Raw genomic sequence first — 19548 nt, 5'->3', positions numbered from 1 at the left:
TAACCTATAAACATGCCATAAAGCGCCTATAATGGCTGTACCAATTTGTAATACGTTTAAGAGGGAGTTGCAATGAACAACGGGAAAGGGCTGATGAAACGTCTACCGATCGGAAATCTTGAACGCATGTCGCCAGGATTGAGGCACAAAAATTCATCGTAAATTCAATTAAGGAAGGTGAACCGCTTGAAGAAATTTGTATTATCGCTATTAACCATATTTGTTCTATCCTTTACTGTTCTGCCAATTGCTTTCGGTGCTGATAACGGATCGGATACGGCTGCAAGTGTGAAAAAGGCGGATGATTTCAAAGATTTAAAAGAATTGTCGCAGGACGAGAAGGATAAATTCGATGCATTAATCCAAGATGGTGTTTTCAGCGGATTGTCAGATGATACTTTCGGTCTGGACGTCAAGATGAACAGAGCGCAATTCGCAAAGGTTGCCGCTATTATTTTCAATTTAAAATCGGATGAAGCGCTTACAACTTCTTCGTTTACTGATGTCAGATCCGATGATCCTGCTAACTCGTACGCACTCCCCTATATCGAAGCTTTGAAAGAGGCGGGGCTGACGAACGGATATGATGCTGAAGGGAAAACCTACAAGCCGGAAGGCGATGTTTCCCGTCAAGAACTGGCTGCATTCCTTATTCGTGGACTCGGATTGGACGATGATGCGAAATCGGCTACACCTGTTGAGGACAATTCTGTTGACGATTGGGCCAAAGGATACGTTGCGCTTGCGCTCGAGAAAAACTTGATGACGAATCAGGCTGACGGCACGTTCGGAGGAAAAGTCTCGGCTACACGCAAAACGTTGGCGCTTGCCAGCTATGAGGCGAAGCAACTTTTGGCCGGAGCTACTCCTGATGATCCGACAACACCGGCAACCCCTGTACCAACAACGGAGCCAGACGATGAGCCTGCGGCTCCATCTGGAGAAATTTCTCCCGAAGGCAAAAAGATGCTCTATATCGCACGTCAAAGCAATCAAATGCAACAGCTAAAGAGCAGCCCTGATGATGAGAAAATCATCGCAGATATGAAGGATCTCGGATTTAAAGTAACTTGGATCAACTGTGATAAATTCACGGCTGAGAAAGCGGAAGGTTACGATATTATTTTTGTCAGCAACACAGTTAACGCTAAATATCTTCGTTCCGGGATTATGAAGGATATCGCGATTCCGACCATTTATCTGAAAAATCATGGGTTGTACTATCTCGGCCTTTCTTCACAAGAGGAAAACACGGAAGAAAACAATATCCAAACGATCTCGATTACGCAACCTAAGGAAAAGGCTGCTGCTGGACTTACCGGCGATGTGGAGTACCTGAGAAAGACGGACAATAAAACAGCTATCGCTTATGGCCTTCCTGGCAAGGAAGCGAAAGTGATTGCGACGATCCCAGGCAAACCGAAAGAAGCAACCATTTTCTACTACAACAAAGGTTCTCATGCCAACAACGGATATGAAGTGAAGGCACGTCTTTCCTTCTTCTCCTTCGTCGGTGATTACGATAATTCAACGGATGATATGTGGAAACTTCTGGATGCACTTGTTTTGTGGACGCTGCAAAACGGTTAATAACGATGAACCAGCATGTCGAAGAACTCCAGTTTTCGGACTGGAGTTTTTTCCTAATCGCAATTCGCAAAGTTTAGGAGCGTGAGTAACCATGAATGCAGAGCAACCATACCGCCATGCGCCTCTTGTTCAAGCGATCGGCCTTACCCGAGTGTTTGGACGCGGCTCCGCTGCGGTTCACGCTTTAAGGGAGCGAGCTTAAGCATCCCTCCCGAACGGCTAATCGCGCTTAGGGGGCGGTCAGGTTCCGGCAAAACGACTCTCATCAACATTCTAGGTGCGCTTGATAGGCCGACGGAAGGACAGGTCTTCTTTGGCGGGAACGAAATCAGCGGTTATTCAGAAAAAAGCGTAATGCGCTTAGGCGCAAGGAAATGGGGCTCATCTTTCAATCATTTGGTCTTGTCCCGCTGATGACGGCCTACGAAAACGTGGAGTTGGGCTTGCGGATCGCGGGCGTAAAATCGGCGTTCTACAAGGACTATGCGGAAAGCGCCCTGGAGTATGTAGGACTTAAGGGAAGAATGAAGCACAGACCCTTTGAAATGTCAGGGGGCGAGCAGCAGCGGGTCGCCATCGCAAGAGCTATAGCTCACAAGCCGACTCTGATCTTGGCGGATGAACCTACGGCTGAACTTGACAGTAAAATGGGTGCGCAGGTGATGAGTGTATTCAGGGACCTAGTACGGAATGAGGGAATGACGATTATTCTCACAACGCATGACCCTGCGATTATGAGTTTTGCCGATCATGTTTACGCATTGGAGGATGGCCAAATTGTCGATGGGATATAGAGGGCTTATACGGACGGTGTTAGGCATATGCAGCGTGACCTTGTTGTTAACGGGATGCTCCCTGATGCCCGTGGAAGAAGAAGAACTGAAGCCGCCACTTGTAGAGCCGGCAAAGGAAACTTTAAGCCTTTATGTCGTCAAACGGGCCAATATTGCGCAGCAAATTTCGGGCGTCGCTACATTTGCTTCAGATAAGATGGACTACTTGTTTTATTCAGAATCCGGCGGTCGGTTAAAGAAAGTTAACGTTAAATTAGGCGATTCTGTAAAAGCGGGAGATATTCTCGCCACTACGGAAACATCGGATTTGGAAACGAAAATTAAGCTGCAGGAAATTTCCATTGAAAAACTGCAAATTTCCTTACAGCAAGCCATGGCGGACAAGGATGCCGACGATCCTGATGTTCGCTTGAAGCTGCTTGATATGGAGAGTGCCCGCCTTCAGCTCAAATCACTGCAGACTCAGCTTCAAAACACAAGGTTGACAGCAAGCATAGACGGAATCGTAACGTTCATCGATACACTCCCTGCCCGGCGATCAAGTGACCGCTTACAAGCAGATGATCACGCTATCTGATCCAAATCAGATGAAGCTTGTGTACACAGCTTCTAGTCAGAATGATCTGGCAGGCGTTGAAGTTGGCATGGAGGCGGCGATCAAAGTAAAAGACAAGACTTACACCGGGAAGGTCGTCCAAACACCGCTTACCGCACCGCCAAACAGCAATAAAGCGATTCAAGATAAGAACGCCAAAGCCATCTATATTCAAATGCCGGAGCTCCCTGAAGGTGTATCGATCGGTACCCAGGCCGATCTCACCATTGTGACCCAAAAGCGGGATCAAGTGCTGATCATTCCCAGAGCCGGGCTTCGCAACTATATGGGACGCGATTTTGTACAGGTGCTGGACGGCGAAAGCCGTAAAGAGGTCGATGTGGAGAAGGGAATCGTGTCGGCAACCGAGGTGGAAATCCGCAAAGGGTTAAGCGAAGGGCAGCAGATTATCCTGAACAATTAGCAGTTGGCTTACACGACGAGGAGGCTGAGATATTGGCATTATTTATCATGATCCTGCGCAAAATGATCAATAATAAATGGCTTGAGCTTAGCCTGTTGTTCGGACTGGTGCTATCCGTCGCTTTGGCAAGCAGCATGCCGATCTATACGAGCGCCATTCTGCAGAGACTGTTGATTCAAGAGATGCAGCAGCTGCAGCTGGCAAGCAATCAATATCCCGGTATTTACTGGTTATCGGCTTCTTTGTCACCAGATGTGCAGCAAAAGCAGAGTCTCCTATCGGATACGGAACATTTTTTAAAAGAAAGAGAGAATCATTTCGACATCCCCGTGCAAACTTACGTGCGAGAACGTGCGACACAACGCTATAATTTACTCCCTGCTGAACCGGATAAAGTCGATATTAATGTCCAGCGGTCGGCTGATATTTCGGCGATAGACGGGATGGAGGGCCACATCAAGCTGGTGGATGGACGCCTCCCAGAAAAGGAGCCTGTAGGCGGCGTGTATGAAGCGCTCGTCGCACCGGAGGCTTTGACCGAGCTCGGGATGGTGCTGAACACAGTTTTTGTCATCAACGATACTACTTTAAAAGAACCTATATCCGTTAAACCTGTCGGTGTGTTCGACCGCAAAGATTACACGGATATTTTTTGGTATAACAATACGGGAAGCTATAAAAACAGTTTTTTAATCGATTTCGATTTGTTCGAAAAGCAATTTACAGCGGGCGGCAAGCTGAATGTTCAATCCAGCTACTGGTATTATGCGCTTGATTATAAAGCAATGACACTAGCATCCTCCGACCAGTTTCTTTATAACGATTATGACATCCAGACTTTTATGGATGAACATTATGAAAACCATAATAAAAATGTCCCGGTGCTGCAAACGCTGACCAATTACTATGTGAAAGAGAGAAATCTACGGCAGATGCTGTGGTCGCTCAATGTTCCTGTGATGTTGATGCTCGCTTTTTACTTATACATGGTAGCCAATCTAATTACTGAGCGTCAGAAAACGGAAATCGCTGTACTGCGCAGCCGTGGGGCAAGTCGATGGCAAATCATTGCAAGCTATGCGGTGGAAGGTCTGGTACTTGGGACTATTGCTTTCGCAGTGGGTCCATATTTAGGCGCTCTGTTAACCAAACTGTTGGGTGCTTCCAGTGGATTTCTTGAATTCGTGCAGCGCGCCAAGCTGGAAACCGAATTGAACCGGGATGCCTTCGTATATGCATGGACCGCAGTTTCCGCTTCCATCATCATGACGTTGATTCCTGTCGTCCTGGCCACGAAAGTAACGATTGTCGGACACAAGCAGCAAACGGCGAGATTTTTGAAAAAGTCATTCTGGCACAAGTTTTTTCTCGATATTGCCTTGATCGGAATATCATTGTACGGACTTCATAATTACAAAGCGCGAGTTCAAGATATTCTCTCGCTAGGCCTCAAATCCGCCGATTTGAGAGTTGATCCGCTTTTGTTTCTCATACCTGCGCTGTTTATTCTGGGTTTTGGCTTACTCGTTCTTCGTTTATATCCCTGGTTGATGACGTTTATGTACAAAATAGGGAAACGATGGTGGCCGCCCACTTTATATACCACATTAATCCAGGTGAGCCGATCGATTATTCAGTATCAATTCATCATGGTCTTTCTAATTATTACGATTGCAACCGGCTTATTCAGCGCGAGCGCTACGCGAACTATCAATCAGAACACGCTTGATAAGATCCGATATGCGGCAGGAGCTGATATCTCCATGTCGATTCATTGGGAGAATGATGCGCCGCCGGCCATCTTATTCGGCGCAGAGGAATCGGATGAGGACAGTTCCTCTGCCGATCTTGACTCTGATACAGCGGAGACCCCTGCTCCTAGAGTTCAATATAGCGAGCCGTCTTTTTTGCCCTTTACGCAGATCCCGGAAGTGGAACATGCGGCGAAAGTGTTTGTCCGTAAAGATGCGTCAATTACTAAAGGCAAGACGAATGCGGCGGTCGAGTTAATGGGTATCGACACGAAAGCGTTCGGTGAAACCGCCTGGATGCGGGATAAGCTGCTTGACCATCATATAAACGAATATTTGAATCTTCTTGCCAAAAATCCGTCCGCCGTGCTGATATCCAAATCCATTGCGGAGGATTACAACGTGAAAGTCGGCGACACAATGAACGTTGGTTGGCCGAATGTAGAGCCGGCGACTTTTACCGTTTTCGGTGTGATCGATTATTGGCCTTCTTGGAATCCGAACCCGGGAGCCGGGGATACGGTATCGGTTACGACGAAGGAAGGTACCGTCACGAAGGTAAAAAAACCGATGCTTGTTGTCGGTCACTTGAGTTACATCCAGAACAATATAGCGCTTGAGCCCTATGAAGTATGGCTGAAGCTTAAAAACCAAGCAAGCAGTAAAGCGGTATATCAGGCGGTCGCCGATCACGGCTATGAAATCGAGTCAATCACCGACGCGAAGCAGGAACAGATTAAAGCGGTCAAGGATCCTTTCCAAATGGCGATTAATGGCGTTATGACGCTTGGCTTTTTAATATCGGTCGTTGTTTGCTTTTTTGGATTTTTACTGTACTGGGTGCTTTCTCTATCGGCGAGAACGCTGCAATATGGCATTTTTAGGGCGATGGGGGTTTCAGTTATCCAACTGATATTCATGCTGATCGGTGAACAGGTGATGGTATCCGGCGCGGCAATTGGAATCGGAATCATGGCGGGAAATATGGCGAGTTATTTGTTCGTGCCCTTATTTGAACTGTCCTTCGATCCGTCCACGCAGGTGCCGCCGTTTCAAGTTACGTTCGACCCTCGAGACCATGAACGTCTGTACGGCATTATTGCTGTTATGATCACATTCGGGCTTGTGCTGCTGGGGCAAATCGTTTCGCGAATTCGGATTCATCAAGCCGTCAAGCTTGGGGAGGATTAAGATGATCCATTGCGACAATTTGGTGAAAATATACAAAGTTGCTGATCTGGAAGTCGTTGCGCTGCAGGGGTTGGATCTTCATGTCGAGGCAGGCGAGCTGATGGCTATCATCGGTAACAGCGGAAGTGGAAAATCTACGCTGCTGAACATGCTGGGAGGTCTCGACCGGCCATCTGCGGGGAGATTAACTGTAGACGGCAAGGATTTGCTTAACCTGGCGGAAAAAGACCTCGTTATTTACAAACGGGAGTCCGTCGGTTTTGTCTGGCAGAACAACGCACGGAATTTAATCCCTTATCTAACGGCTCAAGAAAATGTGGAGTTGCCTATTTTGCTTCGTGGCAAACGCAAACGGGAACGGGCGTTGGAACTTTTGGAAGCAGTCGGACTCAGCCACAGAAGGAATAACAGACTGAACCAATTATCTGGAGGCGAACAACAGCGTGTCGCCATCGCCATTGCGCTGGCGAATCATCCGAAAGTGCTGCTCGCGGATGAACCGACCGGTTCGGTGGATACGCGCATGGCGAATCAAATCCTGGATTTGTTTCGGAAGCTGTCCCGCGAGCTGGGTCTCACGATCGTTATCGTGACACACGATCCGATGCTGGCCAAGAAGGTGGATCGTGTTGTCGCCATACGGGACGGGAGAACGGCTTCGGAAATCTTGCGGCGCAAAACCTACGAACAAGAACAGCAGGATCTGCTAGATGGGCAAAATCTTCTTGCGCAGCAGGATCAAGCACATGATATGACTTCGACTGAAGAGGAGACTCACGTCGAGTATGCAGTACTGGATCATGCGGGACGCCTGCAAATCCCGGCGAATTATTTGGAAGCCATCGGTGCCAAGCAAGCGAATAAAGTACAGGTTACCATGGAGGACGGTAAAATCATACTTTTGCCTCCCCATCAAACCTAACCAAAGGAGACGCTAATGATGAATATGCAAGAGAGTAAACTAATTCCTGATACCCTTCTGCTAGAGGAACGGGCCGGCCATGTTCTTCAAGCCATTATCGGCATGGCTGACGAGGATTTTGGCTACATTCCTTTTTTCGCTGCGAATTTGATGGAGCAGCCGGCATTTTTGACACATGGTGATTGGGATTATGGCTCGAGCCACGGGAGGCTGATTGATGCCCTGATTTTAGCCCGGCATATGACGGGCGACGAACGAGGGCGAGACATAGAAGAACGCTACCGGGCAAACTTTCTCAGTTTTTTTAAGGATGACGGACTTAGCTATCGGCAAATCAATCCGAAAGCGCCTTGGGAGACCAATGCCAATTTGATTGACCAAAGGGCAGTAATCCTTGCGCTTACTTCCTGGTATATGTCGACCGGTGATCGCAAAGTCAAGCAAATTGCCGATAAGCATGTGGCCGCTCTTAAAAGAATTGCCATAAAGGAAAGGGATGTTTGGTACTATCCGGCATCCGAATACACGGCGAAAGGATGGCCCTCAGCAAATGCCGTGCAGCTGCGGCTTGCGCCGGATCCTGCGGCTTTTTGCGGCCGCTTGGTCATGCCTTTGCTTAAATATTATGAGCTGACGGGGAACTCGGATGCGATTGAGCTGTGCCAGTTCTTTTCGGCGCTCATCGTTCACCGCAGCGGTGTATTTCATCCGGACGGCAGCTTTAACGATGCTCTGGCCTACCGCAGCGGTCACTTCCACACCCGGATTGGTACGCTGGATGCGCTCGCGCGTTTTGCCTGGCATACACAGGACGCCTCACTCGTTCATTTTGTCAAAAAGAGCTATGATTGGGCACTTTCTCGGTGCACAACTTTTGGCTGGACACCGGGAGATATGCATGAACAAGCATTTGAGCATGAGACCTGTTCCCTCGTAGATTTGATTTCTACCGGCATTTCACTGGCGCACAGCGGGTATGTTGAATATTGGAGCATCGTGGAACGGTTCTTACGCAATCATTTGACGGAGTCGCAGCTATTGAATTTGGATTGGGTGGTGGATGCTCAAGACAAATCTAACGATGAAACCGGCATGAAATCTTACTTCAAAGTGGCTGAACGTGCGCGGGGAGCCTTCGCCGGTTATTCAGCACCGAACGACTTTTGCTGCAATGTAAGCGGAGGAAGAGGACATACTAGCGATTTGCAGACCTGCTGTATTGGCTCAGGAACGAGGGGCTTGTTCATGGGGTGGAGCCATACGATCACGGAGAGCAACGGAACAGTCAGTGTTAACTTCCTGCTGAACCGCGGATCGCGTTGGCTCGATGTTAGCAGCCATCTGCCTCACGAAGGCCGTATAGAGCTTGAGATTCACCGGAACATACCGAGGCTGCTGGTTCGCATTCCGGAGTGGGCTGGTTATGCGAAAATAGCGGTTATCCGAGATCAGGGAGATTCGGTGCTCACCCAGACGGGAAGTGATCCCAGTATGTGGGTGAACCAGCGCTTTCTGGCGCTTGGTGAGGCTAAGGAAGGAGAGAAAATAACGGTCACCTTCCCGCTTAGCGAACGTCAAACCGTAGAACGGGCAGTTGGACAGGAATTTGTTGCCCGTTGGCGCGGTGACGATGTCATCCATTTAAGTCCGGAAGGAACGCATCATCCGTTTTATAACAACCGGAAGGTCAGCGATCAAGCGCCTATGAAGACAGGGAAATACCGCAGGCTTGAGGAAGAGTTTTCTTGGTAAGCTAGATGAATAGAATCTGGTTAGGGGCTGTGTACCGCATCGCGGGCAGCCTCCAAACTGGGCTCCGAGCCGGTTGCAAGGATGAATAAAACAACCTATAAATATGCACAAACCGACCTATGATGCGTTCACCGTTTTGTAATAAAGTAAGTCCAAGGAAGTAAATGTGAGTAAAAGACGGAGGTTGATTGAATTGAACGAATAGCTGAAATGAAATGTAAGCGTTTTATTATGTTGTCATCTTTTATCGGGAGGTGCAGGTCATGAGGAAAGAACTTGCTTTATTATTATCTTTATTGCTTTTGTGCTATTGCTTGGCCCCGGCAGTATATGCGGAAGAAGCTGTTTCACAAGCCACCCAGACGACAACGAAAGCTGACTCAGAAACAACTCAAACTCCAGCCAGTGCTGATTCAGAAACCGATCAGACTACATCAAAAGCTGGTTCAGAAACCGCTCAGACGACAACCAATGCTGACTCAGAAACCGCTCAGACGACAACCAATGATGGTTCAGCGGACTCAGAGGTGTCGAATGGGGAAGACTCTTCGGAGCGTGCAGCAACAGAAGCCAGCTTGGCTGATCAACTCCATGATTTGAAGGGGCTATCGAAGGATGAACTTAAAAAGATCGACGATTTATTGCAAATCGACGCGATCGAGAAGACGTCTGACGATACTTTCGGCTTGGAAGAGAACATCACTCGCGCCCAGGTGGCGAGAACAGCTGCACTCGTTCTGGGGCTCACCATTGATCACAGGTTAACTCAATCAAGCTTTAAAGACATTTCGAGCAATGATTCCGCTATCCCGTATATTGAGGCTCTCAAGAAAGCGGATCTTTTCCAAGATGCCACGGATAACAAGTACAATCCTAGTGGTATAGTGTCACGTCAGGAACTTGCCATGCTTCTGATCAAAGGACTAGGTCTGGATGAGAAGGCCAAAGAGGCAACGTCCTCGAAAGATGAGACTGTAGGCGATACATACAAAAGTTATGTGGCATATGCGCTGCAACAAAAACTGATGACGAATCAGACAGGCGGAAAGTTTGGCGGCAGCGAACCTGTAACTAAAAAGACTTTGGCTTTTACTGCTTATGCAGCCATGCAATTACATACGACTTCGGCAAAACCAGAAAAAGCTTCCATCGCCGAAGTGAAGGTGATCGGCAGGAACAAATTGTCGGTTAGGTTGAATCGCGACGTGGATGTAGATGCGGCCGTTTTTGTTGTAACGAAAGCCGGTATCCTGGATTCTGACAACAATCCTGTGAAATTCGAACCGATCATCACATGGTCAGATGACAGCACTAGCGCAACACTTGAAATGAGCGATGATTTTGAATTTGCCCAATATGAGGTCGTGCTCAGCGGTGTAGATGTTGAGACCGGAACGATGGGTTTTATGCCCGAAAATGAGCGTGCAGCTAAAGTGGAAATCGTGACGGAGACTGAGAAAATCTCTTGGTCCAAAGCGCTTATCGAGTATAAAGCCATAAACCAGTATGGTGAAGAAATGAAATTATCGCCAAGCAACGTGAATGTATACGTCAGTGCTCCCAAAAAGGTCACCTCAACCGTTTTAGCGGATCATAACGGAATTGTGCTCGATTTGAGCGAATTGACTCCGGGCAATACCGTTACAGTGAATTTGTTGGAAAAGAGCGGGTACTTATCTATCAGCAAAACATTTACTGTCGGGGATACACCGCAAGTGTCGAGAATTGATTTGGGTGACACGGAAAGCAACTTAAAGCTTCCCGCTGGACAATTGATCTTTCAAGCCGGAGGGAGAGCCTACCTCACTTTCGCAGCGTATGACCAGTACGGTAATCGCATGACTGATACGAAATATTTGAACATGGGCATTAGTAAAACGTTTGACGGCGCGTTGGGAAATGTATTTCGGACAGATTCGCCAAATGATTTCATCGATTTCGATAACGACGGCTATCCAGAGTTGCAATTAGCAGCGAATTCGGATTTGGACAGCAACAAGGAAGTCACGGTCAACTTACTTTTTAGCGGAGGCCAGGTATCTGAGACCGTCACCGTGGCTGCGCCCAAGACACCTTATACGGTTGTCATAGGACCAGCAAGTACGACTTTGACTGAAGGTGACGTCAATAAAGAAGTTAGCTTGAAGGTAATCGATTCGACGAATCAAGAATTGGAAGGAACAGAAATCGCCAATCTGGAAACGACAGGTAAAATAACCGTTTATGCTACAGGCGGAATTATTCTAGAGGCCGATCCTGCCATACGAGTTGACCCAAATACAGGCCAATTACGAAATGTCAACATCAATCTAAACGGGAACATTCGTATCAAACAGGTGACATCTGCAGGGCCTGCGGCCATCCATATCCGAATAAATGGTCTCAATCAGACGGTCACTTACCCCCTTATGATTGAACAGGCTCGTAAACCGAACACGATTATGCTTGATGAGAACAATTCTGCAAGAAACATTTTGCTGATTAATACCTTAGAAAAGTCGAAGACGAATGCCGTTTTCAAAATCTATGATCAATTCGACGAGGCATATTATTCCACGAGGACCGATTACAAGGTTGAAATGAAATTAGAAAGAATCAGCGGTGTTACTGATGCCGTTTATACGACAGGTGTCGTAGAGCTTTCGGAAGCAAATCCGGTCGTGTTAAAAGACATTAAGGATATCATCAAATCTAACGGTGATGGGCAAAGTATTTCCTTTAAACCTGTTGCACCCCGAAAAGGAAGCTACAAACTGACCGCCACGCTCGTACATCTTGATAACTCAGGACAAATCCAAGAAAGGCTGAGTTCTGATTCACTTACAGTGGATGTAGACGATCAGAATAACCCGACACTGACCTATTCGTTAGACATGAAATCAGGGGATCTGATCGCAGCCGGGCGTATCCTGTATGACGCAGGAAAAATCAACAGTGTTACGAATGCAACGTACTTGTTCAATAACTATCCCGCGCTAGCCAAAGATGTCGGCATTCTTACGAAAGATTCGTTAGGACTGGATACGGGTCTTACCGTCAAAGTAAGAGCTGTAACTTCCGATAATCCAAAGGCAGTGGCCTATGGCAATATTAAAGGCGTAGGAAAAATCATGGGGCTGGATAGCGGAAAATTCAACTTCACCGTGTTTTTCGATACGCCGAGCGGTGTACAATCACTTACCCAAAGTTGGGGTTCCGGCGTCGATTCCTTGGTACCGAATAGTTTAAAGGTTAAAAACAGCTCAAAAACGCTCTCGGGGGTACCGGAACTGATACGAACCCGTTGACTGGGCTGCTTTTGTGGGACAATAACCTGATGGGACAAATACAAGTCGGTACGAATGGATACGGTACTTTCGTTAACCAGTGTACGGTTTCCACATCTCCTTGCCCTTCAGATAAAAATCAAGACCAGTTTACTTCAATTAATGAGCTTCTCAGTCTTCAGGCATTCATAGGCGATGTCGTGTACACAGAAACCGATCCATCCAAACAGGATACGGTAACGGTTAACCCCGATTTCACTTTATCGTATACGAGAAACGGCTCCGATAAAACGAAAAATAACATTCAGCAGTTTACGATTTATCTCGTTGGGGGTACCCAGCAGAAGAAGACGCAGATTATTTTGAAGTAGTGAGAGTGCAACCCTTGTCGGCTTAACCGGCAGGGGTTGTTTGATTTTGACTGGGATGTTTGTTCCAGTATAATTGCCGGAGGATGGTGGCGGACAGGAAGCTGCAAGGTTGAAGAACATCGTTAGAGAGGTGAATCTGGGTCGTGATGCGACAGTAACGATGTTTTTCATTGTTGCAGAGGAGACGATCGGGAGGCACGAGGAGGAAGAGTCTTGCGCGCGGGACGAAGCTGGGAAGGTGGGGCGGATGTGGAGCGAGGAAGCTATAAAGGTGAAAAACATCGTTAGAGAGGTGAGTTCGTGTCGGTGACGCGAAAGTAACGATGTTTTTCAACGTTGCGCAGGAGACGATGGGGGAGCACGAGGAGATACAGGCACGCGGGCGTGCGTCGAGGAAGCAGCAAAGGTGAAAAACATCGTTAGAGGGGCGATTCCGGGTCGGTGACGCGAAAGTAACGATGTTTTTCATTGTTGCAGAGGAGACGACGAGGGAGCACGTGGGGGGTTACAGGCACACGGGCGCGCGAGACGAAGCTGCAATGGAGGGGCGGACGTGAAGGTGTTCAGCGAGTACGCTGCAAAGGTGAAAACCATCGTTAGAGAGGTGAGTCCGGGTCGGTGGCGCGAAAGTAACGATGTTTTTCATTGTTGCAGAGGAGAAGAAGGCACGCAAGAGTGCGTCGAGGATGCTGTAAAGGTGAAAAACATCGTTAGAGGAACGAGTCCGAGTCGGTGGCGCGAAAGTAACGATGTTTTTCATTGTTGCAGAGGAGAAGAAGGCACGCAAGAGTGCGTCGAGGATGCTGTAAAGGTGAAAAAAATCGTTAGAGAGGCGAGTTCGTGTCGGTGACGCGAAAGTAACGATGTTTTTCATTGTTACGGAGGAGACGACGGGGGAGCGCGTGGAGATACAGGCACGTGTGCGTCCGTCGAGGAAGCTACAAAGGTGAAAAACATCGTTAGAGGGGCGATTCCGAGTCGGTGACGCGAAAGTAACGATGTTTTTCATTGTTGCAGAAGAGAAGAAGGCACGCAAGAGTGCGTCGAAGACGCTGCAAAGGTGAAAAACATCGTTAAAGAGTCGAGTCCGAGTCGGTCATGCTAGTGAAACGATGTTTTTCATCGTTGCGCAGGAGACGATGGGGGAGCACGTGGGGGGTTACAGGCACACGGGCGCGCGGGACGAAGCTGCAATGGAGGGGCGGACGTGAAAGTGTTCAGCGATGAAGCTGCAAAGGTGAAAAACAACGTTAGAGAGGCGAGTTCGTGTCGGTGACGCGAAAGTAACGATGTTTTTCTTTGTTGCAGAAGAGAAGAAGGCACGCAAGAGGAACCGACGGGAGAGAACGTGGTGGTTACAGGCACGCGGGCGAGCGTCGAGGAAGCTGCAATGGAGGGGCAGACGCATAGGAGACGGCAAGGGAGCGCGAAGCAGGATAGGCCCACACGTGCGGGAATGCCGGTTGCGAGATCGCATCAAAGGTAGTAAAGGGTGCTCCTCCTGCAGGGCACCGACAGGATTGACCTATAATCACAGTCGTTTTCACTAATGGTTTGCAAACCTTAGCTTTGTATACTTAATAGTAGAAGCGAGAGGGGGAGAACCACCATGGCGAGGAAAAAATACGTCATTTGCGGCGTGAGCACAAGAGCGAACGGCATGTTTATACGTCCTATGCTGGATACGTTCCAACAGCATTGTGAGATTGTCGGATTGCTCGATGCGGATCCGGGCCGCTTTACGAATTGTTTTAAGAAATTTCCGGCGCTCGCGGGGACACCTGTTTATGCTCCGGATCAGTTCCAGCAGATGATAGAGGAAACGAAACCTGACGCAGTGATCGTCGCAGGTGTGGATTATACCCACGCCGATTATATAGTGCAAGGATTGGAGCATCATCTCGACGTCATATCGGAGAAGCCGATGGTGACCACCGGGGCGGACTGCAAACGTGTTCTGGATACACAGAACAACAGCAGGGGTAAATTGTACGTAACCTTCAACTACCGATATTCTCCGATCCATATGAGGATCAAGGAATTGATACTGGAAGGCAGAATCGGCAGGGTAACTTCGATAGACTTGAATTGGTATCTCGATACGTATCATGGCGCAAGCTACTTTAAAAGATGGAACCGCAAACGCAGTAACTCGGGCGGGTTGTCGGTTCACAAGAGCACTCACCATTTCGATCTCATTCAGTGGTGGGCGGGCCAAAGACCTGTGGAAGCGTTTGCGTATGGAGCGCTTAACTACTTCGGCCCCGAAGGCGAGCTCAATCCGGTCAAGGAGGATGGCAGGTACTGCGGGACTTGCCGGGTTAAACATAATTGCAAATACTTCATGCGCTGGTCATCACGAAGCAAAGAAATTGCACCGCCGGACGACCATCTGACTACGATGGACAGCAAAACGGGAAGCTCAACAGGGTATCGTCCAGACGGATGTATTTTTGATTCAGAAATCGATATTGAAGATACGTATACGGCGGTAGTCAAGTATGACAAGGGTGCAATGTTAAGCTATTCCGTCAATTTTTCGCTGCCATACGAAGGGTACAGGCTCGCCATTAACGGGACGAAAGGCAGAATTGAGACGATGGAAGTGATGTCCGGACGGGCTGCGTTCCATGTTCCTGAGCAAACCATCGATTATTTCCCGCTTTTCGGTGCTAAAGAAACCATTCATGTTGTACCGCGTGCCGGAGGGCATGGAGGGGGAGATCCTCTTATTTTGGAGGACTTGTTCCTTGGCCCGGACCCGCTTCGTCCCTATGAGATTATGGCAGGAGCTGAGGCAGGTGCACTTGCAGTTCTAACCGGGGAAGCCGTATGGAAATCCGCGCAGGCCAACCGGCCAGTACGCTTAACTGACCTGCTTGTTGAGTCGAATGTGTCCGAATTGTCCAAAGGGAGGGTGTCGAATCGTGTTTGAAAATTTTGAAAATGTTCAAATCGCCCATTTTGATGTCAAAAGCCAACTGCCGAGATGGATCTATGAATCGGCAATAAGAGCAGCCGAGTTGGGAGAACAGGCACGCGAAGCGATCAACGACATCGCCGGACTAGAGAGGCGGCAGCTTGATATTCGCGAGGGCTTAGCCAAATGTATTGGCGGGATTCCGACTTCTGACACTCCATTAAATCCGCAAATTACAGGCACCGTACAAGGAAATGGATTTCGCGTCGAGAAAATCATTTTCGAATCGCGACCGCATGTGTATGTGACAGCCAACTTATACCTACCTGATGGGATAAAAGAGCCACGCGGGGCAGTACTGCTGCTGTGCGGACATCGCGAGCAAGCCAAACACTGCGACGAATATCAAACCGTCTGTCATTATCTAGTCCATGCAGGACTTATCGTCATGTCCGTGGATCCGTTAGGACAAGGGGAAAGATTTGGCTTTTATGATCCAGAGTTGAAGCAGGCCCCTATGACTAGCGTAACGGAGCATGAAAATGTGGGCAGGCAATGCATCCCATTAGGCGACAGTCTGGCACGGTATATGCTTCATGATGCCATGCGAGCTATCGATTATTTGAGTACACGTCCTGAAGTTGATCCGCAAAAGATCGGAGTAACCGGCCATTCCGGCGGCGGCACGCAAACTGCCCTGCTGATGATGTATGACAAACGAATTGCAGCGGCAGCACCAGGCGGATTTATTATGAATCGGCCTTACTTCCTGCTAACGGGGAAAGCTCAGGATGCGGAACAGAAATGGCCGGGATTCTCCGCTTTCGGCTTCGATCATGAAGATATCGTGCTTGCCATGGCGCCTCGTCCTGTGCTTGTGTTAGCGACAACCTACGATTCCGTGCCGATTGAGGGACCTCGCCATACGATTGCCGTAAACCGGAGATTTTGGGACATGCATGGGAAGAGTGAGTGCCTGGGTATTTTTGAGGATGAGCATGTGCACCGTTTCACGGTCCCGCTCGCCCGTGCAGCGGCTGGATTTTTTTCCAAGCATTTGCTTGGAAGCGCCGTCACAGCAAAGGAAGAAGCGATCCAGCTGCTGCCTGCCGAACAGTTGATCTGCACGCAGAGCGGGCAGGTGATTGGCGAATATGCACAAGCAAAGAACGTACACACGGAAACAGTAGGGCGGCTAACAGATTGGGAAAGAGTGCGCCGGTCAATGTCCGAAGAAAAGCGAAAAAGCGTGGCACTGCAATGGCTGCGCAATGCCGTCTACTTCAACCGCAGACCGTGCGACTTAAACCCGAGGCTTTCCGGAGGGGGAGAGGCAGAACATTTATGGGCGGTACGCACGGTTTGGTGGAGCCAACGCGGGCTGTTGAATAACGCGTTACAGTTTTTTGATTCGAAGCTTGCAGGCCGCAGATTGCCTGTCACGATTGCCGTGTGGGACGGCGGAACCAAGCAGATCAGCGCTCATGCCGAGTGGATAAAGAAAACTTGTTCCGCCGGCCGCATTGCTATGGTGCTTAATCCGACGGGAATAGGCTCACTACTGCCTCACTTGAATGCCCCTGAGGAACGGCCTTTCAAGCGCTTCGGTATGATGGATCGCTACACCGATGAATTGATGTGGCTCGGCGACAGTATGGCTGCCGTTCGAACTTTTGATGTCCTGCGTTGCGTAGAAATGGTTTCCTCCCTGAAAAACATCGATGCCGAGGACATCCGGCTTTATGGAAGCGGAAGGTACGCAATCTATGCTGAACTCGCTGCACTGCTCGATCCCCGGATCCGAAGTGTTCGTCCGGAGCATTGGATGAGCAGCATCGCCGAATGGATTAAAGAGCCGTTTTATGATGAACATGATTCTCTTAGTTTTATTATCCCGGGAATGCTTCAATATATGGATCTTCCGGATGCGGACCATTGGCTTTCTCAAGAAGGCCGGTTAGACGATGCAGTTTCGATGATCAGCGATTCAGTTAGCTAAGGAGGGGACTAGAATGACTACAGTTGTTGCGGTTTATACCGGACAAGGGCTCTCGGAACGAATTGGACCGTTGTTTCGTGAAGAATTGCCGGGCTGCCGTCTCGTCAACATGATCGATGACAGTTTGATTGCCGACGTCATCCAAGCCGGGAAAGTGACTTCTTCGGTAACTCGCCGATTAATTCAGTATTACCGTCACGCAGAAGAGATCGGAGCCGATATTATTTTTAATACCTGTTCGTCAGTAGGAGAAGTGGCGGATCAAGCCCGGTTTATGTTTGATACACCGATTATCAAAATTGACGATGCCATGGCTCGGCAAGCTGTCAGGAAATTCGATAAAATCGGCGTATTGGCCACGCTGCCGACCACTTTGGAACCGACCCGGATGCTGCTGCAAAGAGAAGCCGAACATCAAAACCGGAACGTCCATGTGTTAGATGCCTTGGCGCACGGTGCTTATCAGGCGCTCATCTCAGGGAGGCCGGAGGAACACGACCGGCTCATTCTGGAAGCGGCTGCGGCTGTGGCGGAGTCAGCAGATGTGCTCGTGTTGGCTCAGGGCTCCATGGCGAGGATGGAAGAAGCATTAAGCTTGAAAACCGGGCTTCCGGTATATTCCAGCCCTCGTCTAGGCATTTTGGCTGTACGAGACGAATTAGAAAGACAGGGGAAATTTCCATGTCCATGAATGATCAAATTATAGCCACATACTGGCTCGAAACGGCTTTATCTTTGGAGCAAGCGAGCGAAATCATCGTGAGTGAGCAATCTACGGGAACATTCCTTCCATTGCCGAATGAAACGGACAGCTTGAAAATGAGCCACAGGGCAAGGATTATATCTATTGAACAGCTGGACATTTCCAGTTTCCCCTCCTTGCCCGGAGCCAAGGTCCCCCCCGGAAGCAAAAGCGAATATCGCCGGGGCATCGTCAAGATTGCATTTCCCTACGCCAATATAGGTCCTTCCATTCCGAACCTGCTGGCGACAGTTGCCGGCAACCTTTTTGAGCTGGAGGAATTGTCGGGGCTGCGGCTGCTTGATCTTGAACTCCCGCGACAGTTTTTGCAGCGGTATGAAGGGCCCCGCTTCGGCATTACCGGAACGAGGGAATTAACCGGTGTCCATGGACGGCCCATCATTGGAACCATCATCAAACCGAACATCGGTTTGACGACCGATCAGCTTCGGCAGATTGTCAGGGAATTGGCTTCATCCGGCATCGACTTTATTAAGGACGACGAGGTCCACGGCAACCCGCCGTATGCGCCTCTGCCCGAACGCGTGAAGGCCGTCATGGAAGAAATCGAACGGGCTGCGGATCGGACCGGCAAAAAAACGATGTACGCGTTTAATATTACCGATGACGTGGATCCGATGCTGCGGCACCTCGACACAGTCGTAAATTCCGGCGGCAACTGTGTCATGGTCAGCATCAACAGTATTGGTTTTGCGGGTCTGGCGCACTTAAGAAAACATGCGCCAGTCTGTATTCACGGTCATCGCAATCAATGGGGTATGCTTTCGCGATACCCTTATCTAGGCATGTCTTTTACCGTATACCAGAAGTTGTGCCGTTTGGCCGGTGTGGATCATTTGCATGTTAACGGCCTCAATAACAAGTTCTATGAAAGCAACGCATCTGTGATCGACAGTGTGCAGGCTTGCTTAACGCCGATCTTCAATCCGACTGATACTGCGCTACCCGTTCTGTCCTCGAAACAGTGGGCGGGAGCAGCTCCCGAAACGTACGGTACGCTTCGTACCATAGATCTCATGAATATTGCCGGCGGCGGTATTCATGCGCACCCGGGCGGCCCCGGGGCAGGCTATCGCAGTCTCGTACAGGGCTGGGAGGCGGCTCTGGAGGGAATTCCGTTGGAGGTGCATGCTGCGAGCCGTCTGGAATTAAAGCAAGCGCTGGAAACATTCGGAGAAAAATGATAGAAAATACGCGAAAGCGGCGGTGA

13 protein-coding genes and 1 pseudogene are annotated in these 19548 nt (G+C 49.1%); all 14 read left to right on the top strand.

Translation table 11 applies throughout. The annotated features are described in order from the left end of the window. Nucleotides 1-186: 186 nt before the first annotated feature. Entirely contained in the window at nt 187-1590 is a 1404-nt protein-coding gene (locus tag L0M14_RS11105) for an S-layer homology domain-containing protein (RefSeq protein ID WP_235122150.1), read from the top strand. Between the two features lie 91 nt (nt 1591-1681). Beyond that, nucleotides 1682-2384 (top strand): annotated as a pseudogene (locus tag L0M14_RS11100) (ABC transporter ATP-binding protein). Nucleotides 2385-2448: 64 nt separating this feature from the next. After that, nucleotides 2449-2961, top strand: coding sequence for a biotin/lipoyl-containing protein (locus L0M14_RS11095; protein ID WP_235122149.1), 513 nt, complete (start codon nt 2449-2451; stop codon nt 2959-2961). Further along, a complete protein-coding gene (locus L0M14_RS11090; RefSeq protein WP_235122148.1) occupies nt 2945-3403 on the top strand; it encodes a permuted SH3 domain-containing protein in 459 nt (152 codons plus the stop codon). Before L0M14_RS11095 ends, L0M14_RS11090 begins: the two co-directional genes overlap by 17 nt. Nucleotides 3404-3435: 32 nt before the next feature. Further along, the gene (locus tag L0M14_RS11085) at nt 3436-6345 is read left to right on the top strand and encodes an ABC transporter permease (protein WP_235122147.1); all 2910 of its coding nucleotides are present in this window, start codon (nt 3436-3438) and stop codon (nt 6343-6345) included. A gap of 1 nt (nt 6346) precedes the next feature. Further along, nucleotides 6347-7267: an ABC transporter ATP-binding protein gene (locus L0M14_RS11080; protein ID WP_235122146.1), complete on the top strand. Its 921-nt coding sequence runs from the start codon at nt 6347-6349 to the stop codon at nt 7265-7267. Nucleotides 7268-7282: 15 nt separating this feature from the next. Next, nucleotides 7283-9019, top strand: coding sequence for a glycoside hydrolase family 127 protein (locus L0M14_RS11075; RefSeq protein WP_235122145.1), 1737 nt, complete (start codon nt 7283-7285; stop codon nt 9017-9019). A gap of 263 nt (nt 9020-9282) precedes the next feature. Continuing rightward, nucleotides 9283-12306: an S-layer homology domain-containing protein gene (locus L0M14_RS11070; protein WP_235122144.1), complete on the top strand. Its 3024-nt coding sequence runs from the start codon at nt 9283-9285 to the stop codon at nt 12304-12306. Nucleotides 12307-12335: 29 nt separating this feature from the next. Beyond that, nucleotides 12336-12656, top strand: coding sequence for a hypothetical protein (locus L0M14_RS11065; RefSeq protein ID WP_235122143.1), 321 nt, complete (start codon nt 12336-12338; stop codon nt 12654-12656). Nucleotides 12657-12765: 109 nt separating this feature from the next. Further along, nucleotides 12766-12966, top strand: coding sequence for a hypothetical protein (locus L0M14_RS11060; protein WP_235122142.1), 201 nt, complete (start codon nt 12766-12768; stop codon nt 12964-12966). A gap of 1299 nt (nt 12967-14265) precedes the next feature. Next, nucleotides 14266-15591 (top strand): Gfo/Idh/MocA family protein, encoded by a 1326-nt coding sequence (locus L0M14_RS11055; protein WP_235122141.1) that lies wholly within the window; start codon nt 14266-14268, stop codon nt 15589-15591. Beyond that, a complete protein-coding gene (locus tag L0M14_RS11050; RefSeq protein WP_235122140.1) occupies nt 15584-17575 on the top strand; it encodes an alpha/beta hydrolase family protein in 1992 nt (663 codons plus the stop codon). Before L0M14_RS11055 ends, L0M14_RS11050 begins: the two co-directional genes overlap by 8 nt. Nucleotides 17576-17588: 13 nt before the next feature. Further along, the gene (locus tag L0M14_RS11045) at nt 17589-18266 is read left to right on the top strand and encodes an aspartate/glutamate racemase family protein (protein ID WP_235122139.1); all 678 of its coding nucleotides are present in this window, start codon (nt 17589-17591) and stop codon (nt 18264-18266) included. Continuing rightward, nucleotides 18257-19522 carry a ribulose-bisphosphate carboxylase large subunit family protein gene (locus L0M14_RS11040; protein WP_235122138.1) on the top strand — a complete coding sequence of 422 codons (1266 nt, stop codon included), beginning with the start codon at nt 18257-18259 and terminating at the stop codon, nt 19520-19522. Before L0M14_RS11045 ends, L0M14_RS11040 begins: the two co-directional genes overlap by 10 nt. Nucleotides 19523-19548: the final 26 nt, after the last annotated feature.

The sequence above is a fragment of the Paenibacillus hexagrammi genome (assembly GCF_021513275.1).
In the GTDB taxonomy this organism is placed as follows: Bacteria; Bacillota; Bacilli; order Paenibacillales; family NBRC-103111; genus Paenibacillus_E; species Paenibacillus_E hexagrammi.
This window is presented reverse-complemented; position numbering and strand designations above follow the sequence as displayed.